The 26,634-nt window shown below is 68.7% G+C and carries 23 protein-coding genes; 7 read left to right on the top strand and 16 right to left on the bottom strand.

Annotated elements, in window-relative coordinates:
- The first annotated feature begins 224 nt into the window (after window positions 1-224).
- The 4 genes from NMK44_RS22175 to NMK44_RS22160 all read left to right on the top strand — a co-directional run bounded on the left by NMK44_RS22175 (window position 225) and on the right by NMK44_RS22160 (window position 6,751).
- On the top strand, window positions 225-1,607 hold the full coding sequence (locus tag NMK44_RS22175) for an ATP-grasp domain-containing protein (protein ID WP_254745759.1): 1,383 nt from the start codon (window positions 225-227) through the stop codon (window positions 1,605-1,607).
- Window positions 1,607-3,613, top strand: a complete 2,007-nt coding sequence (locus NMK44_RS22170) for a PEP/pyruvate-binding domain-containing protein (protein ID WP_254745757.1) — start codon at window positions 1,607-1,609, stop codon at window positions 3,611-3,613. The genes NMK44_RS22175 and NMK44_RS22170 overlap by 1 nt, the downstream gene beginning before the upstream one ends.
- Window positions 3,610-4,914 carry an MFS transporter gene (locus NMK44_RS22165; protein WP_254745755.1) on the top strand — a complete coding sequence of 435 codons (1,305 nt, stop codon included), beginning with the start codon at window positions 3,610-3,612 and terminating at the stop codon, window positions 4,912-4,914. The genes NMK44_RS22170 and NMK44_RS22165 overlap by 4 nt, the downstream gene beginning before the upstream one ends.
- 229 nt (window positions 4,915-5,143) lie before the next feature.
- Entirely contained in the window at window positions 5,144-6,751 is a 1,608-nt protein-coding gene (locus NMK44_RS22160) for a M4 family metallopeptidase (RefSeq protein WP_254745753.1), read from the top strand.
- An 86-nt stretch (window positions 6,752-6,837) separates the two neighbouring features.
- Here the strand turns inward: NMK44_RS22160 and NMK44_RS22155 are convergent, their stop codons facing one another.
- The 4 genes from NMK44_RS22155 to NMK44_RS22140 all read right to left on the bottom strand — a co-directional run bounded on the left by NMK44_RS22155 (window position 6,838) and on the right by NMK44_RS22140 (window position 10,916).
- The gene (locus tag NMK44_RS22155; RefSeq protein WP_254745751.1) at window positions 6,838-7,434 is read right to left on the bottom strand and encodes a hypothetical protein; all 597 of its coding nucleotides are present in this window, start codon (window positions 7,432-7,434) and stop codon (window positions 6,838-6,840) included.
- Window positions 7,435-7,501: 67 nt separating this feature from the next.
- On the bottom strand, window positions 7,502-8,755 hold the full coding sequence (locus NMK44_RS22150) for an ABC transporter permease (RefSeq protein ID WP_254745749.1): 1,254 nt from the start codon (window positions 8,753-8,755) through the stop codon (window positions 7,502-7,504).
- A gap of 23 nt (window positions 8,756-8,778) precedes the next feature.
- The gene (locus NMK44_RS22145) at window positions 8,779-9,504 is read right to left on the bottom strand and encodes an ABC transporter ATP-binding protein (RefSeq protein WP_254745893.1); all 726 of its coding nucleotides are present in this window, start codon (window positions 9,502-9,504) and stop codon (window positions 8,779-8,781) included.
- A 5-nt stretch (window positions 9,505-9,509) separates the two neighbouring features.
- Complete coding sequence (locus tag NMK44_RS22140) at window positions 9,510-10,916, bottom strand: efflux RND transporter periplasmic adaptor subunit (RefSeq protein ID WP_254745747.1); 1,407 nt, start codon at window positions 10,914-10,916, stop codon at window positions 9,510-9,512.
- 361 nt (window positions 10,917-11,277) lie between these two features.
- On the opposite strand from NMK44_RS22140, the gene NMK44_RS22135 reads away from it, so the two are divergent.
- The 3 genes from NMK44_RS22135 to NMK44_RS22125 all read left to right on the top strand — a co-directional run bounded on the left by NMK44_RS22135 (window position 11,278) and on the right by NMK44_RS22125 (window position 14,228).
- Entirely contained in the window at window positions 11,278-11,985 is a 708-nt protein-coding gene (locus NMK44_RS22135) for a response regulator transcription factor (protein ID WP_254745745.1), read from the top strand.
- Entirely contained in the window at window positions 11,986-13,800 is a 1,815-nt protein-coding gene (locus tag NMK44_RS22130) for a sensor histidine kinase (protein ID WP_254745743.1), read from the top strand.
- Between the two features lie 236 nt (window positions 13,801-14,036).
- Window positions 14,037-14,228 (top strand): hypothetical protein, encoded by a 192-nt coding sequence (locus NMK44_RS22125; protein ID WP_254745741.1) that lies wholly within the window; start codon window positions 14,037-14,039, stop codon window positions 14,226-14,228.
- 46 nt (window positions 14,229-14,274) lie between these two features.
- Here NMK44_RS22125 and NMK44_RS22120 read toward each other — a convergent pair whose 3' ends face one another.
- The 12 genes from NMK44_RS22120 to NMK44_RS22065 form a co-directional block, all read right to left on the bottom strand.
- A complete protein-coding gene (locus NMK44_RS22120; RefSeq protein ID WP_254745739.1) occupies window positions 14,275-15,051 on the bottom strand; it encodes an AfsR/SARP family transcriptional regulator in 777 nt (258 codons plus the stop codon).
- 67 nt (window positions 15,052-15,118) lie between these two features.
- Window positions 15,119-17,848: an AAA family ATPase gene (locus NMK44_RS22115; protein WP_254745737.1), complete on the bottom strand. Its 2,730-nt coding sequence runs from the start codon at window positions 17,846-17,848 to the stop codon at window positions 15,119-15,121.
- Between the two features lie 610 nt (window positions 17,849-18,458).
- Window positions 18,459-18,752 carry a hypothetical protein gene (locus NMK44_RS22110; protein WP_254745735.1) on the bottom strand — a complete coding sequence of 98 codons (294 nt, stop codon included), beginning with the start codon at window positions 18,750-18,752 and terminating at the stop codon, window positions 18,459-18,461.
- Window positions 18,753-18,776: 24 nt separating this feature from the next.
- Complete coding sequence (gene ccrA / locus NMK44_RS22105; RefSeq protein WP_254745891.1) at window positions 18,777-20,117, bottom strand: crotonyl-CoA carboxylase/reductase; 1,341 nt, start codon at window positions 20,115-20,117, stop codon at window positions 18,777-18,779.
- 50 nt (window positions 20,118-20,167) lie between these two features.
- A complete protein-coding gene (locus tag NMK44_RS22100; RefSeq protein ID WP_254745733.1) occupies window positions 20,168-20,719 on the bottom strand; it encodes a hypothetical protein in 552 nt (183 codons plus the stop codon).
- 249 nt (window positions 20,720-20,968) lie between these two features.
- On the bottom strand, window positions 20,969-21,802 hold the full coding sequence (locus NMK44_RS22095) for an SDR family NAD(P)-dependent oxidoreductase (RefSeq protein WP_254745731.1): 834 nt from the start codon (window positions 21,800-21,802) through the stop codon (window positions 20,969-20,971).
- 153 nt (window positions 21,803-21,955) lie between these two features.
- Entirely contained in the window at window positions 21,956-23,137 is a 1,182-nt protein-coding gene (locus NMK44_RS22090) for an LLM class flavin-dependent oxidoreductase (RefSeq protein WP_254745729.1), read from the bottom strand.
- A complete protein-coding gene (locus tag NMK44_RS22085) occupies window positions 23,134-23,433 on the bottom strand; it encodes a cytochrome P450 family protein (protein ID WP_254745728.1) in 300 nt (99 codons plus the stop codon). The genes NMK44_RS22090 and NMK44_RS22085 overlap by 4 nt, the downstream gene beginning before the upstream one ends.
- 462 nt (window positions 23,434-23,895) lie before the next feature.
- Window positions 23,896-25,122 carry a cytochrome P450 gene (locus tag NMK44_RS22080; protein WP_254745726.1) on the bottom strand — a complete coding sequence of 409 codons (1,227 nt, stop codon included), beginning with the start codon at window positions 25,120-25,122 and terminating at the stop codon, window positions 23,896-23,898.
- Window positions 25,119-25,310 (bottom strand): hypothetical protein, encoded by a 192-nt coding sequence (locus NMK44_RS22075; RefSeq protein ID WP_254745724.1) that lies wholly within the window; start codon window positions 25,308-25,310, stop codon window positions 25,119-25,121. Before NMK44_RS22075 ends, NMK44_RS22080 begins: the two co-directional genes overlap by 4 nt.
- Window positions 25,294-26,103 carry a thioesterase II family protein gene (locus NMK44_RS22070; protein WP_254745722.1) on the bottom strand — a complete coding sequence of 270 codons (810 nt, stop codon included), beginning with the start codon at window positions 26,101-26,103 and terminating at the stop codon, window positions 25,294-25,296. The genes NMK44_RS22075 and NMK44_RS22070 overlap by 17 nt, the downstream gene beginning before the upstream one ends.
- Before the next feature lie 30 nt (window positions 26,104-26,133).
- Complete coding sequence (locus NMK44_RS22065; protein ID WP_254745720.1) at window positions 26,134-26,610, bottom strand: nuclear transport factor 2 family protein; 477 nt, start codon at window positions 26,608-26,610, stop codon at window positions 26,134-26,136.
- Between the last annotated feature and the right edge of the window lie 24 nt (window positions 26,611-26,634).

Genomic DNA, 26,634 nt, shown 5'->3' with positions numbered 1-26,634 from the left:
GGAACGCACCAGGGGCCGAGAAGGGCCGAAACCCACACCCAGGGTCCTCGCTCACCGTGAACCACTCGTGACACTCAGGCATTTGCCTGAGCGCCCACCCCCCGTTCGGTGGGTAAGCGTGGTGCCCGACTGGTTCGCTTGATGAGCCCGGATCGCGGCGGATGTGCCAGCCCGCCGGCTTTCGCTGAGCCATCGAGAAACTCTGAACCGAGGAGTCGTTATCTGTGAGTAAGGTGCTGTTTGTCTACGCCAAGGGCGGGCCTCCGCTGGAATACGCGCTGTCCCGGGTCGCCGCGAAGGCCGAAGTGCATCTGCTCGTGCTCAGTCCCCTTCCGCCCTCCGCCCGCGATGTGGTCACCCGGCTCTGCGCCTCGGTGGTCGCCCCCGCGGACACCGCGTCCCAGGATCTCGTGGCGCTGATCACGGCTCAGGCACAGGCCGTGGGCGCCGACGCGGTGTTCACCCCGTCCGAGTACGCCGTGGTGGCCGTGGCCGACGCCTGTGAACGGCTGGGCCTGGCCGGGGCCGGTGCGCACTGCGTACTGGCCCGCGACAAGCGAATGATGCGCCGCACCTGGGACGCCCACGGGGTGTCCCAGCCGCGGTTCCGCTCCGTGGCCACCGAGCGCGATCTGCACGAGGCCGCCGCCGAGATCCCGTACCCGATGCTGATGAAGGCCGCCTGGAGTGCCGGGTCGACCGCCCATCAGATCCTGCGCGGGCCGGAGGACATCGCGCCCGCCTGGGCACGGGCCCGCGAGGTGATGGAGGAGTCCGCCCGTCAGGGCTACGCCGAGCTCCATGTGGCCGGTGCCGACGCGGACTTCCTGGTGGAGCAGATCGTGACGGGCACGGCGGAGGACTGGTTCGAGGAGCCCGGATGGGGTGACTACGTCAGTGTCGAGGGCGTGGTGGCCGATGGTGTCTACCATCCGGTGTGCCTGAGCGGGCGGATGCCCACCATCGAACCGTTCACCGAGCGCGCCGCCATCACCCCGGCGCTGCTCCCCGAGGATGCCCAGCGGAAGGTGGTGGAGCTCGCGGCGGCCGCCGTGGATGCACTGGGCTTGCGCACCTGCGGCACCCACACCGAGATCAAGCTGGGCGCGGACGGGGAGATGTGGGTCATCGAGACCGCCGCCCGGTTCGGCGGCGCGATGACCGTCCCGCAGATCGAGGACGTCTTCGGGGTGGATGTCATCGGCATGCTGATCGACCGGCTGCTCGGCCGTGAGGTCGACTGGCCGGATCCGGGGCCGGGTTCGGTGCTGGGCGCCGCGGACGCCAAGGGCGCGGCCGGATCGCTGGTGGTGCTGGCCGTGGACGGCTCCGGCGCGCCGTGGCCGGACCGGCGGCTGTGGGACTTCTCCGCCGTCCAGCGCTCGGAGCTGATATCCACCGGGGCGCGGCTGACGAAAGTGGCCGAGCATTCGCTGCCGGACGGCACCCCGGTGCCGGTCTACGACCCGGCGGCGGGCGCGAACACCATGGCGGCGCTGTGTCTGCTGGTCGCCGACGATCCGGTCACGGTGATCAGGGACTTCGAGAGACTCAACGACGCCCTGCCCACCGCCCTTCCGCCCGTCCCGGCCACCGGGAGGCCCTGATGACCGGTATCACCGCGTTCTCCAGCCCGGCCGCCGCGCCCGGCACCGATGCCACCGTGGTCGGCGAGAACCTGTCGCTCCCGCTGTTCCGGACCCTGTCCGGAGTGCTGGCGGGGCACCCCTATCTGAAGGTGGTGGTCGACCGCACCGAGCACACCTGGCATCTGCTGGACACCGCCGTCCACCCGTTCCACGTCAACTACGTGGCCACCCGCATCCTCGGGATGGACCTCGATGAACTGGACGCCCGGCTGGACGCGTTCAACGCCTCGGTGTACACCGACCCCGGCCGCCGTTTCCTGCTCGGTGTGCTCTCGCTGCACGCCGACGAGGACGCCGAGGGCCGGGAGCGGCCGTTCCTGGTGCTGGAGACCACCGAGGCCGACACCATGGACGGCCCGCTGCTCCAGGAGTTCTACGACTTCGTGCGGGAGCGGGTGGACGGGCGGCTGCCGCTGCTGCTGAAACCCGCCAACCACGCCCAGGAGGCCGCGCTCGCCCCGGTGAGCGACGTACGGCTACCGCGCATCCTCAGCCATGAGCTGTTCGTCAGCCGCCCGCGCACCCCGCTGAACACCGGTGAGGCCATCGGACGGCTGCGCTGGTTCCGTTCGCCGGAGGAGTACCGCGCCCACGCGTCGGGGCTCGGCTGGTCGGACATCGTGGCCATGGACTGTCTGCCGGACGACGTCCCGAGGGTGGCCGGATTCATCAACGCCGCCCCCATCACCCCGCTGTCCCACACCAATGTGCTGGCCTCCGGCTGGGGCATCCCCAACGCCATCGTGCGCGATCTGGCGCGGCTGGTGGAGGCGGAGGGCCTTGACGGGTCCTGGGTCCGCTACCGGGTCCGGGACGACGAGGTGAGCCTGGTCCGGCTGCACGAGGTGCCCGAACTGGCGGAGCCCGCGTGGCACCAGCAGCGGATCCGGCTGGAGCCGCCGCTCCTGGAGGACGTACCCGTCCTGGAGCTGCGCCGGCTGCGCCGCGAGGACCACGACCGCTACGGCACCAAGGCGGCCAACCTCGGGGAACTCCACCACGTACTGGACAGCCGGACCGCAGATCTCACCGCCTTCTACGGACGGTCCCGGCCGCCCCGGAAGGATCTGTACGGCCATCTCGCCTCCCGGCTGACCGCGTCACCCGATCCGGAGGCGCTGCGCCAGGCGGCCTCGGAGTTCGTGGCCGCCACCGTCACCGCGCCGGACGGCGTGGCGCTGCCGTTCGCCCTCCAGCACCGGTTCCTGATCTCCTCGCCCGCCCTCCAGCAGGGCATCGGCAAGCTGAAGATGGCGCTGGAGCTGGGGGCCACCGATGTGCTGGACCCGCTGTGCCTGAGCCTCCAGCAGCTCGTGCGCGGCACCCCGGTGCCGGATGAGGTGGCGGCGCGGATCACCGGCCCGTTCCCGGACAGCGCGTGCCGCAGGCGGCTGGTGGTGCGGTCCTCCTCCAACGCCGAGGATCTGCCCGGGTTCTCCGCCGCGGGGGTCTACGACTCCATCACCACGGTGCACGGCACGGATGAACTCCTGGACGCGGTACGGCAGGTGTGGGCCTCGCTGCTGTCACCGCGGAGCGTACGGCTGCGCCACGAGGCGGGCATCTCGCTGGACGACACCTACATGGGTGTCATCGTCCAGGAGTACACCCCGGCCGAGCTGGGCGGGGTGCTGGTCACCTGCAACCCGACCCGCCGCGAGGACTTCCGCAACGTGTACATCAACTGCACCCCCGGCTCACCCGAGAGCGTGGTGGACGGTACGGCGCTGCCGCTGCAGTACCTGTACAACACCGTGGAGGGCGGGGGCCGCACCGTGGACCTCGGCTCGTCCGGTGAGGATCTGCCCGCGGCGGCGCGGGCACGGCTGGCGGACCTGGCGCTCACCGGCCGGCTGCTCCAGTCGCACTTCTCGGACGATCCGGACGATCCGCTGGACATCGAGTGGCTGATGACCGACGAGGGCGGCTTCCGGCTGGTCCAGCTCCGCCCGTACGCGCTGTGAGGGGCCGTATACCGTTCCTCCGCCGGTCCCCGGCGGAGGGGCGGACCCCGCTCAACCCCGGGGCCCGCCGGGTCATCGCGCTCAACAACGGTTTCCAGCTCCTGTTCAACCTGCTGTGGTGGATGCCGGTCTTCTACGCCTACCAGCGGGAGGCCGGACTCTCGGACGCCCAGATCTTCGGCATCCAGTCCATCTACTACATCGCGTTCTGCCTGTTCGAGATCCCGACCGGGCTGATCGCCGACCGGATCGGCGCCCGCAACTGTCTGCGTGCGGGCGCGGTGGTGATGACCGCGGCCAATCTGGCCCCGGTCCTCTCCCCCGACTACACCGGTTTCCTGGTGCACTTCCTGGCCATCGCCGCCGGCCGCTCCCTCACCTCGGGCGCGGCCAGCGCGTACCTCTACGACGCGCTGCACGCGGAGGGCGCGGACGACCACTACCTGCGCGCCGAAGGGACCGCACGGGCCCTGGGTCTCGCCGCGAAGGTGGTGTGCTGGCCGCTGGTGGGACCGCTGATGGCGCTGTCCCGGCCCACGCCGTACGTGCTCAGCGCCGCCAGCGCCGCGGCGTCCCTGGCGTGTGTCATGGCGCTGCCCCGGCTGGCCGGTGCCGGGACCGGTGAACGCCGGTCGGGGGTGTGGAAGGAGGCCGGGGGCGCGCTGCGCCACGTACGCCGCTCGCCCTGGCTGGCCCTGGTGATGGTGCAGGGGGTGGCGGTCTTCACGCTCTCCCGGATCTGCCAGGTGAACCTGTTCCAGCCGATCCTGATCGACCAGGGCATCCCGGAGACCTCGCACGGCAGTGTGCTGGCGGCGGTGACGGTGGCCGAGGCCGTGGGCGCCGCCCGGCCGCAGTGGCTGGGCCGCAAGCTCAGACCGCTGACGATGGTGTCCGTACTGAGCCTGGCGATGGCGGTGTCCCTGGCCGGGATCACCCTCGGCGGGCCGATGGCGGCGATCGCGCTGCTCTGTCTGTTCTCGGCGGTCACCGGTTTCGCCTATCCGATCCAGCGCAAGCTGGTGAACGACGCGGTGCCGCCCGGCGCTCCGCGGGCCACCCTGCTGTCGGTGGAGAGCATCATCGACCGCGCGGTGTGCGCGCTGGTGGCGGTGGCGGCGGGCGCGTACCTCTCGGCGGGCCGGATGGACGCCCTGCTGTGGCACAGCGCCGCGGTGACCGGCGCGGTGATGCTCGCCGTGCACCTGGCGGTGCTGATCGGACGGCCACGGCGCCCCGAGGCGCGGCGGAGCGTGCGCGAGGAGCACCAGGAGACCGTCGGCCACGCGCCACCGAGGTGACGTAGGCCAACTCTTCGACATGGCGCGGCCGTCCGGGATCTCCCGGGCGGCCGCGCCGTGTCATGACCTCGGGCACTCAACCTCCATCCCTCTCAGATCGTCTTCAGGAGAACGGAAACGGCCGGGAGTTATTAAATCTAGGTAAAGATCGCTCGGATTTGATCACTTATCCCGCTGTTAACGACAAGATCTCACCATCTTTCCGTCAACTCCCCCGAGGAGATACAGCGTGATATCGGCTTCCCCACAGCGCCGTCGCGTCACCGCGGCGGCGGCGCTAGCCGCAGCATCCGCTCTTGTCGCCACCGGCCTCCAGATAGCCGGTCCGGCGTCCGCGCAGGCCGCCGCGTCACCGCGGGACAAGGCCGTCGACGCCGCGAAGGCCAACGTCCGCGCCCACGCCGAGGAGTTCGGCTACGGCTCCGGGCAGGAGCTCGACGTCAAGGACGTCGTCTTCGACGCCGACGGCACCCAGCACGTCCGCTTCGACCGCACCTTCCGCGGTCTCCCGGTCGTCGGTGGCGACCTCGTCGTCCACCAGTCGAAGGACGGCGACTTCGAGGACCTCAGCCGGGCCAGAGCGCGTTCGGTGGCCGTCGACAAGACCACCCCGGGCGTCTCGCCCCGGCACACCGCCGACCAGGCGCTGAAGAAGACCGACGGGGTCAAGGACGCCACCTCCCGGCCCAAGCTGATCGTCTGGGCCGTCGACGGCACCCCGCGCCTGGCCTGGCAGACCACCGTGAAGGGCACCGGCGCGCACGGCGAGCCGGTCGCCAAGGTGGTCGTCACCGACGCCGCCAACGGCAAGCACATCGCGTCCTACGACGCGCAGCACCAGGCCAAGGGCAAGGGCCACTCGGAGTACACCGGTGACATCAGCATCGACACCACCAAGCAGCCCAATGGCAAGTACGCGCTGAAGGACCCCAAGCGCGGCACCATCACCAGGGACGCCAAGAACGTCGACGCCGATGCGCTGCAGCCGGGTTCCGGCAAGCTGCTCACCGACCGCGACAACGAGTGGGGCGACGGCAAGAAGTTCTCCACCAACCGCGCCACCGCCGGTGTGGACGCCCACGCCAACACCGCGTGGACCTGGGACTACTTCCAGAAGAACTTCGGCCGCAAGGGCATCCGCAACGACGGCAAGGGCGCCACGGTCTTCGTCCACGTCGGCGACAAGTGGGACAACGCCCAGTGGTCCGACGACTGCTTCTGCATGTTCACCGGTGACGGCGACGGCAACCGCGACGCCGAGCAGGTGGACCTGGACACCATGGGCCACGAGATGACCCACGGCGTCACCAGCGCCACCGCGGGTCTGGTCTACGAGGGTGAGTCGGGCGGTCTCAACGAGGCCACCAGCGACATCTTCGGCACCATGGTCGAGTGGTACGCCAACAACCGCTACGACAAGCCCGACTACCTCTTCAGCGACCAGTCCACCCCGCCGTGGCTGCGCCGCATGGACAAGCCCTCCCTGGACGGCTCGTCGGCCGACTACTGGAAGTCCGGTCTCGGCGACCTGGACGTGCACAACTCCTCCGGAGTCGGCAACCACTTCTTCTACCTCGCGAGCGAGGGAAGTGGCCGGAAGACCATCAAGGGCGTGAAGTACAACAGCCCGACCAAGGACGGCTCCACCGTCAAGGGCATCGGTAACAAGAAGGTCGCCAAGATCTGGTACCGGGCGCTCACCGTCTACATGACCTCGACGACCAACTACAAGGGTGCCCGCAAGGCCACCCTGAAGGCCGCGGGCGACCTGTACGGCAAGACCAGCACCGAGTACAAGACGGTCAAGGCCGCGTGGAAGGGCGTCAACGTCCGCTGACGCGTTGAGCTGATCGCCGTCTGACCCTGGTCCCCGGCACCCCCGTCAACGGGGTGGTGCCGGGGACCCTTCGCGGCGGGCACCGGCTACTTCTCCAAGAACGCCTGTGCCTCGCACTTTTCGAGCCATTTGCTCTTGTTCGCGGGCGGCAATCCGTCCTCCAGGGCGAGCATGCCGTCATCCCCGGCCGTCGCCTTGATGCCGTGGGAGCTCAGACACTTCAGCCACTTGTCCGCCTTGTCCCGGTAATCCGGGTCTTCCCTGGCGGCCCGCCACGACAGCATCTCGGGTTCCTTCTGGCCGCACTTCTTCTGGCCCGCCGGGAACTTCGGATCCTTTTCGGCGTCGTAGATGCCGCTGTATCCACCAGTCCTGTTCTTGGCCATCTTGACTCCCTCCTTCGCCAGGCAGTCGTAGTACACGTCCCAAAGCCTGTCGTTCTCCTCATCGCCGGCATCCTGCCTGAGGAGGGGGCGCTCCTCCTTCCCCGCCGATGCCGGCTTCTTCTTGCCCTCGGCACCCTTCTTGGGATCCGTCACGCTCGCGACGCCCGTCTTCTCTTCATCCTTGGCCGCGTCGGACCCGCCTCCGCACGCCCCGAGAAGGAGCGTCGCGGTGAGCGCGGTGACCGTGGCGAGCAGATGCTTTGCGCGGGGCGAACGGGATGTGTCAGCAGTGCGCATGGGGTGAACCTCTCTCGTGGTGTGGAGTCGGGTGAGACTGACGGAGTCGGCCGTCCGTCAGGCTGTGTCAGGCCGAGGCCAGCGCAGTGGTCGGGGACAGCCGGGAGGCACGGATCGCCGGGTACACGCCGGCGACGACGCCGACGAGCACCGCGCCACCGAACCCACTGCTCACCGCGGTGACCGGGATGACCGGTGGCCAGCCCTTGTATGCCGCGTAACCCACGGTGCCGAGAACGCCGAGAGTGATTCCGGCGAGGCCACCGAGGCCGGACAGTGCGATCGATTCGGTGAGGAACTGTCCTCGGATCTGCCGCCGGTTGGCACCCAGCGCGCGGCGCAGTCCGATCTCGCGGCGGCGTTCCAGTACGGAGATGACCATGGTGTTGGCGACGCCGATGCCGCCGACGAGCAGCGCGACTCCGGCCAGGCCGATGAACAGCCCCGAGAACGTGGCCTCGGTGGAACGTTTCGCGGCCAGGGCGTCCGACGGCCGGCTGACCCGCACCTCGCTCGGGGACTGCGGGCTGATCGTGGCGGGCAGCACCGCGTGCACATCCTCGATCGCCGACTCCTCCGCTCGGAGGAACATCTGCGTCGGCCGGCGGTCGAAGCCGAGGTCACTCTGCGCGGCTTTCCAGCCGACCAGAACGGAACGGTCGATGTCCGGGGCCAGGGGAACCGCACGCAGGATCCCGATGACGCTGAACCACCTGTCGTTGATCAGCACGAGCGGCGGCGGATCGCCGGGGCGCAGATCGCGGAAGCCCAGACGGGCCGCGGCGACCGAGCCGAGGACGGCGGTGGGCAACCGCCCGGTGGCCTTGGAGAGGTAACGGCCGGAACGGACCTGCGCGTTGATCACCTCCGGCAGGTTCCGCTGGGCCGCGAGCACCGTCAGCCCGGCGGTGTCGAGGCGGCTGTTCCGGTCGGTACGCCGCACTTCCGCGTGGGTGTTGGCCACCGCGGTCACCGCGTGGACGGGTCCGATGCGTTTCACCATCGCGACCGACTCGCGCGGGAACGAGACCGGCTCGGCGTCCGGGATGCTGGAATCCGCGATCGCCTGGAGCCGGTCGGTGCCCAGAGCCGTCAGCTCCGCGTTCAGAGCCTTCTGGCTGGAGGCCGGGATCCCGGTGACCACGATCATGGTGGCGATGCCGATGGAGATGCCGAGTGCCGACAGCGCCGCCCGCATCCGCCGGGTGCGGATGCCGATCAGGCCGAGCCGCAGCAGATCGGCGGGCGAGAGACGAACGGGCCGGTGCAGTGGGGCCGTTGTGGACCGGCCCCAGCCGCGGGCCGGCCGGCGCCGTCGCATACCGCGACGCCACGGGGCCCCGGTCACGGTGCGACCCCGACGGCGCCGGTCCTGTCGCGGGTGGGGTCCCGGTCGGCGGTGGTGTCGGTGACGATGCGGCCGTCCTGGATCTCCACCCGTCGTGGCAGTCGCGCGGCGATGTCCCGGTCGTGGGTGATGATCGCGATCGTGGTCCCCTCCTCGTTGAGCTGCGTGAGCAGTTCCAGCACGGCACGTCCGTTGGCGGTGTCCAGCGCGCCCGTCGGCTCGTCCGCGAGGACGAGCGTGGGTGCGTGGACGAGAGCCCGTGCGATGGCCACCCGCTGGCGTTCACCACCGGAGAGTTCATGCGGCCGGTGACCGGCCCGGTGGGTGAGGCCGACCCGCTCCAGGGCGGTGAGCGCGAGCGACCCCCGCTGCCTCCTGGGCACCCCGGCGTAGAGCAGGCCGGTGGCCACGTTCTCGGTGGCGGTCAGCCCCTCGGAGAGATGGAACTGCTGGAAGACGAAGCCGAGCCAGCGCCCCCGCAGCGCGGAGAGCTGCCGGTCGGGCAGGGTGGTGACGTCCTGACCGGCGATCACGACGGTGCCGCTGGTCGGCCGGTCCAGGGTGCCCATGATGTTCAGCAGGGTGGACTTGCCCGAGCCGGACGGCCCGACGATGGCCAGGAGCTCGCCGTCCCGTATCTCCAGGGAGACCCCGGCCAGAGCCTTGACCCCGCCGGGATACTCGACCACGGCATCACGGACCGACAGGACCGGGGTGTGCACGGCCTTCACGACGGCGCCACCACCCGGGTGCCCTCGGCGATCCCATCCCCGGTGACCTCGGCCATCCCCTTGGCGATCAGCCCGGTCTCGACCGCGACCACCCGCCCTCCGGCGATCTGCACCCCGTAGCCGCCCTCGCGGAGCGCCAGCAGCGCGGTGACCGGAACCGCGAGCACCCCGTCCCGGGACTCCGAGACGAAGTCCACCTGAACCGGCCCCGAGTCGAGCTTCTTGACCTTGTCCGGGTCCGTGAGCGAGACGGTGACGGTCACCTTCGGCTCTCCGGGGCGGTCTTCCTCGTCCGCATCGGCATGGGTGCCGACGCCGGCCACCCTGCCGGCGGCCGAGGTGCCGTCCGGGAGTTGTACGGTCACCGGGTCGCCGCGTGTGACGGAACCCCGCTCCGAGGCGTCCACCGGTACGGTCACGGCCTTGTCGGTCGAGGTCACCCGCAGCAGCGGTTCGGAGGCCGGGTCGCCCACTTGGGCACTGGCGCCGTCCACCCGGACAGCGCCCCTGAGGACCGCCACGTCACCGGGTTCGATGACACCGGTGGCCCGCACTCCGCGGCTGGTCTGCCAGCGTTTGATCGCGCTCTCCAGAGCGGGAGTGAGGACACCGTCACCGGACTTGACCCTCACCTGCTCGGTCCCAGCGGTCGCAGCGGCTTTCCGTGCCTCCGTCCCGGTCCCTTCCGTCCCGGTCCCTTCCGCGGCCGGGTCACGGTCGGATCCGCTCGCGGACGACTGAGGGTCGGGGCTTCCGTCGCCGGACGCTCCCGAGTCGGTACCAGGTGAAGTCCCCGGGGAGGAGGAAGGCTTGGACGGGGTCGTGTCCTGGTCCTTCGTGCCGCCCGCCGGTCCCGAGCCCTCCTTCGCCGCGTCCTTCGCCGCGTCCTTGGGATCGGTGACGCTGACCACCTGTCCCGGCGGGGGCTGGGCCCCGATGTCGTACCCCAGGGCCCGCAGGTTGTCGACGATCACCTGCACATCCCGCCCGACCGTGTTCCGGCCCGCGATACGCCGGTAGAGCGGCACGGTGCCGTAGAAGACCGGCACCTCGCGGTCGTCGACGCGGTAGAGCGCCCTGCCCCGGGTCACCGTGGTCCCTTCGGAGGCCAGCCATGTCACGATGCCGTCCCCGGATCCCTTGACGGTCTGCGGCTTGCTGTAGCCGAGCCGGCCGTCCAGCGTCCGGCTGTCGGACAGATCGGTCCGTACGACCTTGACCGTTCTCGCCTTCTGCTCCGCCTTGGAGGACACCGAGCGGCCGCCCTGCCCCCACGGCACCCCCACAGCGATCCCGGCACCGGCCAGCGCCATCGCGAGCACGGCACCGGCGATCCGGATACGGCGCCGCTTCGGCACACCCGCGGTGGTGGTGAGGGCGGGATCCTCGCCCGTCCCGAGCACGGGCTCCCCTCCCCCGCGGGTCACCGGGAGAACCCGGCGGCGGGCAGGCCAACGACCGCTCCTGTCGCGCCGCCGGAACGGCGGCCATCGCGTATGTGGTGGTCCCGTACGGGACCACATACGGCCGGCGCGGAGGCTCGAACTATGACGCGGATCATGCAGACGACTCCAGAGTGACGCGGGCAGACCGCCGTGAACGTGGACGCATCCCACGGTCGAAAGGCGGGCACAGGCGAGCCTGGGGGCCCGACTTCGAGTACGGCCTCGACGATGCCGTACCGGTATCAGAGCGCTTTCAGCGAGATGTATCGGGATTGTCAGGACGGCGGGCCCGCGCGGAACCCGGCTTATAGTCGCCGCCATGAGCGCACAGATCCTGGTGGCCGAGGACGACATCAGACAGGCAGAGGTACTGCGGATGTACCTGGAGTCGGAGGGTCACAGCGCGGTGGTCGTGCACGACGGGCGTTCGGCGATCGACGCCGTCCGCCGACTCCGTCCGGACCTGCTCGTTCTGGACGTGATGATGCCCAAGGTCGACGGCCTCGACGTGTGCCGGATCCTGCGTCAGGAGTCGGCCGTACCGGTTCTGATGCTCACCGCCAGCTCCAGCGAGGACGACCTGCTGCTCGGCCTCGACCTCGGTGCCGACGACTACATGACCAAGCCCTACAGCCCGCGCGAGTTGATGGCCAGGGTCCGGACCCTGCTGCGGCGCATCGAACGCACCGCGCCGCCGGACGACGGGGTCCTGAGGGTGGGCCCGATATCGGTGGACCCGCTCCGGCACGAGGTGCGGGGCGCGTCCGGAGAGCTGGTCACCTGCACCCGTGGGGAGTTCACGATCCTGTCGACCATGGCGGCGGAGCCCGGCCGGGTGTTCACCCGCAAGCAGCTTCTGGATCGCACCCGGGGCTGGGACGTCTCCTCGACCGATCGCACCGTCGACATGTACGTCATGAACCTGCGGAAGAAACTGGAACTCAACCCGCGCCGCCCCACTCATCTCCTCACCGTCCACGGGGTCGGCTACAAGCTGACGCCCGGATCAGATTCCCTGGGCACCTGAGTGCGCCGCTCCACAGTTCCGCTGCACACCAGCCTGTTCGCCCGGCTCCTCATCGCGTCCCTCCTCGTCGCGATCTGCGCGGTGGCCGCGACCACCTGGCTCGCCGTCACCAGTACGACGCGGGCGATCAACACGGAACAGGGCCGGTCGTCGAAAGCCGACGCGCGCATCTACGACGCTCTGCTCGGCTACGCGGCGACACACACCGACTGGGGTGGGGTTCAGAACCTGGTGCATGAACTCGCGGAGCGGACCGGCAGGGCGATCACCCTCACCACCTCCGCCCGTACCCGCATCGCGAGTTCGGAATCGGCCGTTCGGCTCCCTGCCAGGCCGTCCGCCTCCGTCGACCCCCTGCGACTCGACCCGGTGCTGTCCCACGAGAGCATCGGCCCGATCGACCCGCGCGCGGTGGGCCCGTTCCTCCTGAAGGCCGAGGACCGGGAGGTGGTACTGAAGATGGCGCGCAGGACCAGGGACTGCCTTGCCGCGCGACAGATCGCCGCCAAGATCGTCCGCCTGCCCAGCGGGCGTTCCACGGTCCAGGTCACCGGGGCCGGCGATCTGGACTCCGGAGCGATCCCGACCCCCGAGCCCGGCACCAACGGCCGGACCGGCATCGGCATTTGCGGTCTCGATCTGCTCAAGGAGCCGCTGCCGCCGGAGAGATCGCCGCTCTCCCAGGTCGCCGAATCCGCTTCGGAATGCCTCAAACAGCAGGCCAGACCACCCGTCGAGGTCTTCGCCGACTTCTCCTGGCGCTTCCGTGGAAACGGAACCCCGGAGAACTCGGACCGCGCCGCGCAGGAGTGCGTGAACGAGGGCCGCCGAACGCAGCTGCGGCCCTATGTCTCGCCCTCCGTGCTGTTGTTCGTCTCCGATCGCGAGAATCCGGACACCACGGCCATCGACCTCTCGGAAGCGAACATCGTACGGATCACGGGCGCCGCGGGCATCGTCCTCACCGTGACGTGCGCCGTGACCGTGCTGCTGGGCAGTCGGCTCGTCCGCCCGCTGCGTGCCCTGATCGCCGCGGCCCAGCGCCCGGTCGACGAGGCGGCACGGGTCCCGGTGCTCACCAAGGACGAGATCGGCCGCGTCGCCGCCGCGTTCAACGACCTCGCCGAGCGCCGGGAGACCCTGGAGCGACAGCGCCGGGCCATGGTCAGCGACGTGGCCCACGAGCTGCGTACCCCACTGACCAACATCCGCAGCTGGGTGGAGGCGGCCCAGGACGGTCTGACACCGGCCGACCAGCAGTTGCTCGCCCTTCTCCTGGACGAGGCGATGCTGCTCCAGCACATCATCGACGACCTGCGCGACCTCTCCGCGGCGGAGTCCGGAAGTCTCGTACTGCACTGTGAAACGCTGCCTGTCCGCCAGGTGCTGGAACAGGTGACGGCGGCGCACCAGGGGGCCGCCGGTCCGGCGGTCGTCACGCCGGCCGTCGAGGCCGCCGAAGAACTCGAGGTGTACGCCGACCCGGTGCGACTGCGCCAGGTGATCAGCAACCTCGTCTCCAACGCGATCCGGCACACACCCAGCGGGGGGCATGTCGTACTGCGATCCCAGGTGGAGGGCGACGAGCTGGTCATCGAGGTCGCCGACTCCGGGAGCGGTATCGATCCCGAGGATCTGCCGTATGTCTTCGACCGGTTCTGGCGTGCGGACAAATCCCGCAACCGGCAGACCGGCGGCAGCGGCCTCGGGCTGGCCATCACCCGCAAACTGTGCGAGGCGCACGACGGGACGGTCTCGGTGATCAGCACGCCGGGCCGCGGCTCCGTCTTCACGGTCCGGTTGCCGCGCCGGTGAAACCGCCCGAGGGGGTTCCGAGGGACTCTCCGCCGCGTAGGACGGCAAGCCCATGAAGGCCGGGAAGCGCCTCCGACGCAGGTCGGAGGCCCGTCCCCCGCCCCGGTCGCGTCGTGGTCGTGGATCTGTCACCGGACGTCGGGTGCGGACGAGACGGCACGACGGCCGCGCGACCGGGACACGACCGGACTCCCCGGCACGGTGGTGTCCGCACCAGGAAAGGGGTTCAGCAGTCTGTGGACACAGTGGAGAGAGTGGCGGTGCTGGGCTCGGGGCCCTTCGGCAGGCAGGTGGCCGGGATGCTGGAGAGGTGCCACCCCGGCGTCGGACTCCGGTCCGGAGAGGGCAGGATCGCGGACACCGTCGCCCGCTGCGGCCGGCGTGGCGGCACCCGGATCCGGCTGCCCGGACTGCCCTCCCGCCCCTGACCGCCCGGGCCCCGTTCATCCCCCGGGGCCCGGGCGCCCGGCATGCTCAGGCGCCGAGGAGCACGTTCTCGGGGCGGTCCAGCGAGGCGTCGCCGCGCAGCAATCGCCGGTGCAGCTCACGCAGTTCGCCGCCGGGTTCCACCCCCAGGTTCTCGACCAGATGACGGCGAGTGCGGGTGTACACCCTGAGCGCCTCGGCCCGGCGGCCGGAGCGGTACAGCGCGAGCATCAGCAGCGCCCCGATGCCCTCGTCCGTCGGGTGGTCGGCGGCGAGTTCGTCCAGCCGGGCCACCGTGGTGGCGTGCTGGCCGAGCCGCAGACAGATCCGCGCCTCGGCCAGTTGCACGGTGAGCCGCTCCCGGTGCAGCACCTCCCGCGTCCGCTCGGCCCAGCCGCCGATCACATCGGCCAGCGGAGTGCCGGACCACAGGGACAGCGCGGCGGCGTACAACTCCTTTGCCCGCGTGTGGTTTCCGGCGGCCGCCGCCCGCGCCGCCTGCTGTGCGGCGCGGCGGAAGCGGAACACATCGACCGCGAGCGGTTCGGCGCGCAGCTCGTACCCGCCCCTCCGGCGCACCACGCACTCCCCCGTCGCCACCTCCCCGACCGCCTTCCGGAGCCGCTTGGCACAGGTGTAGAGCGCGTCCAACGGATTCTCGGGCAGCCGGTCGTCCCAGATCCGGCCGATGAGCACATCGTCCTGCACCACCTCGTTCGGCTTCACGGCCAACGCGGCGAGCAGCCCGCGCGCACGGGTGGAACGGGGATTGACATGGTGTCCTTCGTCGCTGATCCCTACCGGACCCAGCAGATGCAGATACATGGCCGCAGCGTGTCAGCGGCCTGCACGGACCCCGTATGGATCGTGTATGGCCCGGCACACGCTGGAGTCAGAGGCGGGACTGCAGCTGTACTCGTGAGCTGACCCCCAGTTTGCGGTAGGTCCGGGTCAGGTGCTGCTCCACCGTGCTGGTCGTGAGGTAGAGCTTGCCGGCGATCTCCCGGTTGGTCAGGCCCTTTGCCGCGGCCTTGGCGACCCTCCGCTCCGCATCGCTGAGGGCGAGCAGGTCGGCTTCCGTCTCCTCCAGCACGTCCGGCGCGCCGACCCGCCGAGCGGGTTGTTCTGCGAAGCACGCCTGCCTGATGCTGTTGGTCTTGCGTGCCACCGACCGCGCCCGGCCGGCATCACCGAGTTGGGTGTATGCATCGTGCAGGGCGGCGAGCGCACTCGCCAACTCGAACTTGTCCCCGCTTCGGTGCAGCACATCCACCGCCTCGCACAGCATGGGTGGCCGGAGGTGCAGTTCGCGGGTCGCCGCCAGCAGCCGCATGGTGCGCCCGCGCACCCGCATGTGGCCGTCTGTGCCGATCCGGCGCAGCTGCTCGCGAGCGTAGCGCGCGGCTGTTTCGTGGTCCCCGAGTTGCAGATGAGCGGCGGCCATCTCCATACGCCACGGCAGTGTCTCGGTCTGGGCCATCCCCCACTGGTCGAGCAGGTCGGCGACGGCCTGGAAATCGTCGAGGGCGACCTGGGCGAGACCGCGCTCGACGTAGTGACGGCCGCGCGCCAGCAGGTAGGACAGGCCGAACGGCGTCTCGAACATCACGTCCGTCACTCGCAGGGCGAGCGTGCGTGCCGCTTCGTCGTATTTGCCCTGCAGCGTTTGCGCCGTCAGCAGGGTACTCAACGGTTCAGCGGCCAGCACGCCCCATTCGGCGACCGGGATGAGTTCGAGCGCGGCGGTCGCCCGGGAGACGGCGACGCCGAGCGAGCCCCGGCGCAAGGCGATGTCCGCTGCGATCGCGCAGAACAGCGCACGCCAGGTGGGTGCCTGGAGGTCGAGACAGGTCTGTATCAGTTCCCGGCACCGCTGCTCGGCTTCCTCCAATCGCTCGGCATACACCATCGTGTGCAACGCGAGAATGAGCGGCAACAGATTGACCTCGGTCAGCGGCTGTTGCCACAGCGCCTCGTCGGCTTGGACCAAGCGTTCCGCGGTTGCCCCCTGGTGGTGGGAGCTCTGGAAGTGTTCGAGCAATCGAAAACCGATAGCGCCCGGAGGCATGATCGGCGTGCCGTTCGTCCTGCTCTCGCCGGCCACGCGCCGGAAGATGCCCGGATACATATCGGCCAGCCACATCCGTACCATCTCGAACTCCCATGAGGGCCGGGAGCCCGACGGCACGTCGGCCGCCAGCCGGGAGAGCACGGAGCAGGCATCCTCCACCCGCCCCTGGAGCAGCAGCATGATGATGGGCATCGTCGTGTGCCGACCCTGAAGTCGACCGCTCAGCATCGCCTCGGTCAGCTCGGGCAGATGCCCGACCGAGGCGCGCAGATCGTCCCGCCACTCCGCCCGCAGCAGCAAGGCCAGAATCTCCACCCGGCGCCGGCCGTCGGTTTCGACCTGGTACGCCAGCCGCAGCAGCTCTGTGGCCCGCCGCGAGTGGCCCTCCTTCAGCGCCTGCTGCGCCCCCTCCACCAGGTTCAGCACGGCCGAGGGGTCGTCGAGACGGCCGGAGGCGACGAAGTGCTCCGCGATCGTCAAGGAGTCCGCACCGCACGCCTTGAGCAGATCCACAGCGCGCCGGCTCAGCTCGGATCGATCCGCGGCCGAGAAGGCGTTGAGTACGGCGCCGGCCATGATCGGGTGCCGCATCCGGCCGGCCTCCACCAAACCGCTCCGGGTCAGTACCTGCATGGCGACAGCGACCCGGTCCGACGCGACGCCGGCCAGCCGGTCGAGGTACGCGAACCGCGACGGCTCACCGATCACCGAGATCGCACCCGCGACCCGCAACGTCACCGGATCGCACCGGCGCAGGACGAGCTGGACCGCCCGCTCGAACTCGGGCCCGGTGTGCAGCTCGGCCGGCGGGCCATCGCCGCCGGTGGCAGCCCGGCTGTCCTCCAGCAACGCATGCAGCAGCAGCAGATTGCCACCGGTGAACCGGTATGCCTCCGCGGCCAGTTCCGTCGAATCGGACTCGAGGAGTCGCTCGGCCATGAGCTCCGCGACGCCGCTCGACGACAGTGGAGCCAGCAGCAGCCGCCGCAAGTAGACCTGCTGATGGAGTTCGGCACACAGGAGCTGGGAGTTGCTCGGAGACATGTCGATGTCGTCGTCGCGCCAGCCAAGGACGATGAGGATGCGGGCGAGTCCGGCACGGCGGATCAGATAGATCAGCCAATCCTGGGAGAACGCGTCGAGATACTGTGCGTCGTCAATGGCGATCACCACCGAGCTCTGCTCGGCCAACTCCAGAACCGCCGTCGCCAGCCCGTCCAACACCCGAGAGCGACTCACCCCGTCGCACTCCGCATCGGCGAGCAGCTGGTGGTCGAGCAAACCACGCACCATCGCCGCCCTGTCGCGGTCGAAAACCTCACCGGCAAGCAACTGACGCACGATGCCCAAGGAAAGCGAGCACTCGGTCGGCGCCCCACTCGCCCGGAGCAGTCGCGCCCCCGCCTCATGAGCCCGGCTGCCGAACTCCTCGACTAACGCTGTCTTACCGGTCCCGACAACGCCTTGAAGCACGACAACCCGCACACCCCCAGCGGCGGACTCAGCAAAAGCTGCAGCCAGCTCAGCGAGCTCAGACTCTCGCTCGATCATGCACGATACCCCGTCCCTCATGGAGCGATTCCTACGTCGCACGCACCGACAGACCGCGCGGAAGAAGGATCGGAAATACGGAAGTGGACCGATTACGACGAGACATCAATGCCACGGAACTGATTCGACCATCCGTAGGGCTGACATTGGCCACACCGACACGCCCATGTCTGGCCCCCAGCCGATCACGCCGTTGAACCTATGGGCGGAATGGTGAACCGCCTCTGGTTCAACGTCAGTTGGCGGCTGTGAGCTGGGGGTTCGTGGCTGCTCGGCAGTAGTTGGCTTCGTATGCCACAGGAGTAGTTGGCTTCGTGTGCCACAGGCGGTATGTGGCCTATCTCACCATGGAGCCGACGGTGGTTGAATCAGTCGACTTACTCGGCGGTGGTGGGCTCGACATGCGAACGCGGTGCCCGCGTCGGGGAACAGACCGAGGGCGGCAGCCGCCGTCACTCCGAGTCGCAGCAGGTTCTTGCGCAATGTGGCCATACCTTTCAAGACTCTGGCCGGCCCGCGAGGCCGACAGAGCAGAACATTCATTCTGCAGATAGAATGCGAAAGGAGGGTCGCAACGTCAATTGCGGACCTTATGCCACTAGTTGGACTGCTAGACCTCCTTGACTTCCTTGAGTTCTTCGTCTCGCACGGTTCCTGGCGAGGGCGCCAACTGGCGTTTCCTGGCTGCGTAGTAGGTGGAGGGGGGATGCTGATGCCGTGTGCTGCCCGCACGGTGCAGCCGAAGCAGTCCCGCAATCTCGTCGATGAACACTACGAGCGCGTGTGTGGCCGGCCGAGTTCGGCCGCGAAAAAGGCCGAGGCCCGCCTTGCGGATCCCGTTCGCCCGCTTCAGCTCGGCTATCTCCTTCTCAGTCGGATAGTCGTCGCGGACCTCCGCGACCATGCGGACCGCGCTACAGTTCGCGCGTCACCGGCCGGAATCCCGGTGCACCGGACGGAATGCGTTGATGCTGCCGAGGTGCCGGGCACGCTTGTCCTTGTCCCGCACGCCGAGGCCCTCTTCCGGCGCGAGGCACAGCACGCCGACCTTGCCGTGGTGCGCGTTGCGGTGCACGTCCAGCGCGGCCTGGCCGGTGTCCTCCAGGGCGTAGGACTTCGACAGCGTGGGGTGGATGAGCCCCTTGTCGATCAGCCGGTTGGCTTCCCACGACTCCCGGTAGTTCGCGAAGTGCGATCCGACGATCCGCTTGAGGTTCATCCACAGGTACCGGTTGTCGAACTGGTGCGTGTACCCCGAGGTGGACGCGCAGGTCACGATCGTGCCGCCCTTGCGGGCCGCGTAGACCGAAGCGCCGAACGTCTCCCGGCCCGGGTGCTCGAACACGATGTCCGCGTCGTCGCCACCGGTCAGCTCCCTGATGCGGGCGCCGAACCGCTGCCACTCCTTCGGGTCCTGGGTGTGCTCGTCCCGCCAGAACCGGTACTCCTCGGCGCTGCGGTCGATGACCAGCTCCGCACCGAGGCGGTGGCAGATCTCCGCCTTCTCCGGACTGGACACGACGCACACCGGGATACCGCCGCCGTTGAGCACGTATTGCGTGGCGTACGAGCCGAGCCCGCCGGAGGCACCCCAGATCAGGACCACGTCGCCCTGCTTCATGTTCGCACCGTTGCGCGACACCAGCTGCCGGTACGCGGTCGAGTTGACCAGCCCGGGGCTTGCGGCCTCCTCCCACGTCAGATGCGCGGGTTTGGGCATCAGCTGGTTCGCCTTCACCAGGGAGATCTCGGCGAGGCCACCGAAGTTGGTCTCGAAACCCCAGATCCGCTGCTCGGGATCGAGCATCGTGTCGTCGTGGCCCTCGGGGCCTTCCAGCTCGACGCTGAGACAGTGCGCCACGACCTCGTCGCCGGGCTTCCAGCGGTGCACCCCGGGCCCGGTCCGCAGCACGACACCCGAGGCGTCCGAGCCGACCACGTGGTGGGGCAGGTCGTGCCGCTTCGACAGCGGGGACAGCTTCCCGTAGCGCCGGAGGAACGTGAAGGTCGGCAAGGGCTCGAAGATCGAGGTCCAGACCGTGTTGTAGTTGATCGCGCTCGCCATCACCGCGATCAGCGCCTCACCGGGCCCGAGCTCCGGTGTCGGGACCTCCTCCACGTGCAGCGACTTGCGCGGGTCCTTGTCCGCGCCGGCGATGCCCTCGAACATCTCGGTCTCATCGGCGTGCACGGTCACGCCGCGGTAGCTCTCCGGCACCCGCAGCCCGGCCAGCGCGCCCGGGTCCCCGGTCACGACGGCCTGCTGGATCTCCTTGAGCTCTGCGTTCGGCACGGCTTTCCTTCCTTCGCTGGTCCGGTTCACGACAGGAGGCCCGCATCGGCCTCGTCGTCCTCGCCGGTGGCCCGCTCACCCGGGTGCCACCAGCCGTTCCCGTTCGCCGGCGGTCGTCCGGCCGCGGAGTCGAGGAGGTTGTCACCGGGACTGCTCAGCCACTCCCGCAGCGCTTCGGCCCACCAAGCCGTGTCGACGACCCATTCGAGCGCCGGCTGGTCCGCCAGGTGCACCTGTCCCGCGCGGACGCGCGCCAGCTCTTCGGTCCAACCGGCGACGGCGGGTCCGAGAACGGCCTCCGGGTCGGCGACCCCGAGCGCCTCGCCGATGACCGGCCAGCCGATCCCCTCGGCCCGTGCGGCCACGACGGCCCTCTCCACGTAGCGGGAGACCAGCTCGGTCAGTGCTCGCCCGGCGCGCAGCGCGGCGAGATCGGTTTCGTGCGGCCAGTAGTGTTCCGGGACGACCGTGTGCCGCGCGCAGCGAGCAACCGCCCACGCTGCCTGCGCGGCGGCGACTTTCGCATGCAGTGCAACGGGAAGCCCGTCGAGTTCGCCGTCCGCGCGCGCGTCGGCCACGGCTTTCACCGGTCCCCGGTCCGGATCGTGCCGACCAGCAGCCGTTCCGTCACCGAGACCACACCTCGCTCGCTGAGAACCAACATGTGCACACCTCCGTTGCCACTGCTCACGGGCTCACAGGCCCGACTTCCGGATCACGGACTCGACCACGTCCACCCCGCCGGCCCGAGCGGCACGGCCGGGGGACGTTCGCGCCGTGGGGCCGAGCAGAGCCCGGCCCTGCGGCGCGATGCGAAACGGTCAGGCTCAGTCGCGGTGCGCGGTGGCCAGCGCCTTGCTGCGCCACGGGGCGATGTGCTCCGCAACCATCGCGTTCTTGACCTCGAGACGCTCGTAGGCGTCGCTGCCCACCAGCAGGTGCGAGGGCAGCGTCTCGCAGTCGGTCACCTCGACGATCAGCGCCGCGCCCTTGACCGGGTCCCCGGGCTGGGCGTGGTTGGCCGCGTCGACCCCGTCGCGCACGAGGTGGGCGGGGGTGCCGTCGTAGTCCGCCAGCCGCGTTCCGGAGACCGACAGGGAGCTGGCGTCGAAGAGGTCGGTGCGGAACGCCCCGGGCTCGACGACCATGCTCTGGATCCCCAACGGACCCACCTCGGCGGCGAGGGCTTCGCTGATACCGGCGACCGCGAACTTCGAGGCGCTGTACAGGCTCACCCCGGGCTCGCCCTCGAACCCCGCCCGGGAGCCGATGTGCACGATCTTGCCCTTGCCGGCAGCACGCATCGTCGGCAGGACCGCTCGCGTCACGTTGATCAAACCGAAGACGTTGACGTCGAACAGCGACCTGGCCTCGGCGTCGGTGACCTCCTCCAGTGCACCCACCAGCACGCGACCCGCGTTGTTGACCAGCACGTCGATCGTGCCGAACCGATCGACGACCTGCGCGACGGCACGGTCGATCTGGGCCTGGTCGGTCACATCGAGGGTGACCGGATGGCATCGCTCGGCGCCGCGCAGGTCGTCGGGCAACGCCTCGACACGCCGGACGCCGGCGGCGACGTCGTGTCCTGCCTCCAGGGCGTGCCGGGCTATCTCAGCGCCCAGCCCTCGGGCGGCTCCGGTGATGAACCATGTCGCCATGACGGAAACGTCTCCTTCTGCAGGCATCGGTGCTCGCTGCCGGACCGCGGTCCACGGTCCGGCGAAGTTCCTTCTTGATCCGGCGGTGTCCCGGACCACGAGATCCCCTGGCCGCGTTCGTCGACCACGGACAGGCGTGTCACGACGGCACGGTCAGGCCCCGCCGGCCACCTCGTCGGCGTACTTGCGGTTCATGTGCTCGAGCGCCGCGCCGGCTGCGATGTTCGCCTCCTCGCGCCGCGCGAGAATCCGGGCCCGGGCGTCGTGGGACGCCTGGGCGTGGGTCGTCCCTGATCCCTGGAAGTGCGGGGCGACCTGACGGGCGACGAGTTCCCACGAGCGCCACTTCGCCGTCGGACCGGCCCAGTCGTGCGCCAGCAGCAGCACGGTGCCGAACCCGCCGGACTGGTCGACCATGCGCTGGATCTGGCGGCGGACGTCATCGGCCGTGCCGATCGCGCCCAGGCCCGATTCGTTGACGAACTCGATCAGCTCCTGCGTGCTGCCGTCGGGCAGCGTGAGCCCAGGCGTGGCAGCGTTGTCGTTCAGGTGCCTCACCCAGTCCCGCAGCCCGAACTCGACGTCCCGGTAGGCCTGCTCCCGGGTCTCGGCGACGTGCACGTTCGTGACCAGCCGCCAGGTCGCGCGGTCGGGCGCCGGCCGTCCCGCGTGGGCGGCGCGCTCGGTGGCGATCCCCCAGTGGTACGCCAGCGCGTCGAATCCGTCCTGGCTCATGGTCGCCCCGAGCGAGATCAGGCTCGCACCGCGGCTGCCGGCCAGGCGCGCGCCGGTCGGCGACGCCGTCGCGGCCACCGCGATCTCGAAGCACGGCTCGGTGAACGGGCGCAGCTGCAGCGTCGCGTCGACCAGCGTGTGGCTCCCGACCGTCGTGGTGACCGACTCACCGGCCAGCAGCCGCTGGATGATGTCGAGATGGGTCTCGAGGAGCTCGCGGCTCTCGGTGGGGGTCATACCGATCATGGCGACGTCGGAGGGCAGGGAGCCGGGACCGACCCCGAACATCACCCGGCCCTGCGTGAGGTGGTCGAGCATCACCATCCGGTCGGCCACCCACAGCGGATGGTGGTACGGAATCGAGGTCATGCCGGTCCCGAGGCGGATCCGGGTGGTGCGCTCCGCTGCCGCCGCGATGAAGATCTCGGGCGAGGCGATGAGGTCCCGACCGGTCGAGTGGTGCTCCCCGATCCACGCCTCGTCGAAGCCCAGCCGGTCGAGGTGCGCCATGAAGTCCAGGTCGTGGCGCAGCCACCACGTCGGGCTCTCCCCCAGCGGGTGGATCGGGGGCAGGAACGCACCGAAGCGCAGACTGGTCACAACTCCTCCACCAGGTCGGTGTCCACATCAGTCACTCGCGGCCGCAGCGCTTCCACACGACGGGCGGTGAATGCGCCGACGATGAGCCGGCGCGGTCGGGTGTGCTCGGTCGGGTCGGTCGGCACCTGGCGCACGTCCTCGTAGCGCGTGACCAGCCAACCGGACTTGCCGTCAGCGAGCCGGAACCGGGTGATCGGACGGTCCCGTTGCCGCTCGTTCAGCTCCGGCGGGGGATGGAAGAGTGACGGCGTGGGCGGAAAAATGGTCAAGACGGGTGCTTGGTCGGCGTAAACCATGAATTAGCCTCCGGAAAGCTGCGTGCGCCCCACGGTAGGCTCTGCGCCTCGACGGGCCATCCCCTAGATTTCCCGGTGACCCATCCCCTAGTAGTCACAAGGCATCTCTGGGGTCTCTGGGTCGCCCTCCCCATGCCCGGCCTGGCAGCGGGACTCGACATGCAGGGGGCCGGCAGGCCCGACCCGCGCTTCGGTCGACGACCGAAGCGTGGTCAGGTCAGCGATGAATGCCGCGTCGTCGGGCGGACAGCGGGTCCTGGCCGCGCTGCGCCACGGCCGCGGCGGGTCCGGCGACTGGCTCGCCCAGCGCGGAAGGTGGTGTTGTACTCGGTCGGCCCGACGCCCGCCCGACGCGACAGCCGGGCCGTCAACCTGCCCGCAAGCGGGAAATTACGGCTGGAGTACTGGAAGTCGGTGCACCTCGCCAACCAGTGAGACAGCTTGCCGCTCTCTGAAGATCAATCATGCCGCTTTGATCGGGATCCCCCGCAGGCCCCGCAGCGTGAAGTCGGGGCCGAATTCGATCTCACCCGCGATCTCGTACTCCGGCAACTTGTCCAGCAGCCGATTCAGCCAGATGCGCATCTCCATCCGGGCCATATGAATTCCAAGGCAAATGTGAGGCCCGAAACCAAAGCCCATATGTGCCTTACGGGGACGGAAGATGTCGAAGGAGTGCGGGTTGTCCCAGCGAGCGGGATCGCGGTTCGCGCAACCCAGAAGAGCCACCACTGCGGAACCCTCGGGGATCGTAAAACCCTCGACCTGCGACTCGTCGCTACAGGCAAAGCGCAGAACCGACTGCGTGAGAGTCGACCAGCGGTGGACCTCCTCGAGCGCGGCCGGAACAAGCGACCTGTCGGCGGCCAGCGCGCGACGTTGGTCGGGATGGCGTCCCAGCGCATACAACATCATCGCCATCACCTGCGCCGTACTCTCATTCGCCGCAACCGTCAGCATCGTCCCGTTTGCCAATATTTCCCGATCAGGCATGGACGGCGCAAAATCGTCGAACACCATCTGGGCCATAAGCGATCCATCACTCACCCCCAGCGCACGGTGCTTTTCGATGAGGCCGGCCATGTACGAGTTCAGAGCAACTGCTGCCGCAGCGCCGTCGGCCATAATCTCCTGACCCCTCGGAGTCGGGTCCAGCCGTGCGCCGAGAACCGCCGCCGTTGCGTCACTCCATTTGATGAAGTCTTCGTACACATCCTCTTCGGCGCCCATCAATTGGGCAGTGACGACAGTGGGGATGATTCGCGTCATCTCCGCAAGAGCGTCGAGAGATTCGCCGGAGCGCAGGCGTTCCACGAATTTATCCACGTATACGTCCACAACGTGCTGTATCCGCGCTGCCCAGTCGGCTTCGACAGCCCTGCGCTCGAACCCTGGCTCCCAAATTCTGCGGACCGTCTGATGCCGTGCACCATCAGTGCCGAGAAAAGTCGGTCCGCCGAACGCCTTCTCCATCTCCGGGAGCACGTTTGCAGAGTTGAAATGGCGGATGTCACCAAGCACTCGCGCGCAGTTCTGATGCGACGTGATCATGTACTGATCGTGATGCGAGTTGTAGACAACCGGCCCCAAGGCTCGCCATGCGGCCATGGTCTCATAGGGGTCCTGCACGAAGTCAGGGTCAAGCATGTTCAAGTCCACGGTGGGACATTCCGCCGCTGCAGAGTTCATTGCGCTTCCTCTCCCTGATCGGGATCGATATCACCGGGCGTCATTGCGGCCAACACGTGTTCAGCGGGAACGTTGTAGCGGTGGGCATCAATCGTGTGTAGCTGGGACAAGCGGATGAGCTCATCTCTGTCGGCCGCCTCGATGAGACCTCCGCACATCGGGCAGCTCACTTCAAGTCCGACGTCCATGGCCGCCCCCCTTCCCCTCATGAATGTCGGAACGGAAGCCGAAGAGCACACGCCGCACACAGTCGGCTATCTCAGCGACGTGCTCGTGTATGAAGAAATGACCTCCGGTCAGGACCTTTATCTCGAAGGATCCCGCGGCATGTCCTCGCCAAGCACTCGCTTCCTCGAGCGACACGCTCGGATCGCGGTCGCCGGTTATTGCCATGATCGGCACGTTCAACATCGTCTCTGTTGCTGGCGCACGATACGTCTCGACGGCCCGATAGTCGCCACGGATAACAGGAAGGATCACGCGTCTCATCTCGTCATCGTCGAGAAGAGCCGGGTCGGTTCCACCCAGCGTTCGAAGGTCGGCAACGATAGTGTCGTCATCGGCCCTATGGGAATCCTCATCACGATGACACGACGGGGCGCGGCGCCCAGACGCGAACAATGCGAGCGGCGCGCGTCGATTATCTCGCTGGAAGCGACGCGCTACCTCGAACGCCACCACCGAACCCATGCTGTGGCCGAAGAATGCAAGTGGCTGCGTTTCCCACGGGTTCAAGGCCTCGCAAATCTCATCGGCGAGCTGACCAATGTCCTCGATCAAAGGCTCGTGACGGCGGTCCTGTCGCCCTGGATACTGGACTCCGAGCACCGATACGTCCGGTTCGAGCGAGTTTGCCAGCGAACGGAAATACCCGGCGGAACCGCCAGCGAACGGAAAGCAAATGAGGTGTACTTGACCGTGCTGAGGTGAGCTTCGCAGCGGCCTGATCCAGGATCCGCCACTCGTGGTCGATGCGTGCACGTTCCTTCTTTCAGACCGTGGCTGTCCGGTCTACTGATCGAATGGGTTCTGCCCTGCCGGAAATTCGAAGGTACCGACTTCCGGCCTGGTCAACGGGATCACTTTGCGGCTGGCGAACTTCCAGACCCCATCCTCGCGAACGTATTCATCCTTGTAGTACGCGGTAGCCCGAGAAATCCCGCCGGCCCGCACATCGCCCTGGGCGAAGACATGGCAGTTACCAGACGCTCGGGATTCGAGAATCTCATTGATGACATGGTTGACCGTCATATGGCAAAGATTCTCCATCTGCCCGTAGATATCGACTTCGAAGTGACGCCGGATCTCGTCCTTCCCCGTGAACTTTCCCAGCCCGAAGCTCTCTTCGTCGAAAACCGGGCTGTCGTCGCTCCACAGCTCCATCAGAGAATCGAACTGGCGAGTATCGAGTCGATACGCATATTTGGACGTCAACTCAATGATATCGAGTCGGTCGACCATGAGAGAGAATGCGTTCTCCGTCATCATGAGGAAGCCTCCGGTAACTTGTTT

It is taken from the genome of Streptomyces cucumeris (genome assembly GCF_024295805.1).
Taxonomy (GTDB): Bacteria; Actinomycetota; Actinomycetes; order Streptomycetales; family Streptomycetaceae; genus Streptomyces; species Streptomyces cucumeris.
Note: the sequence above shows the minus strand (reverse complement) of the source record. Positions and strands in the feature narration are given on the sequence as shown.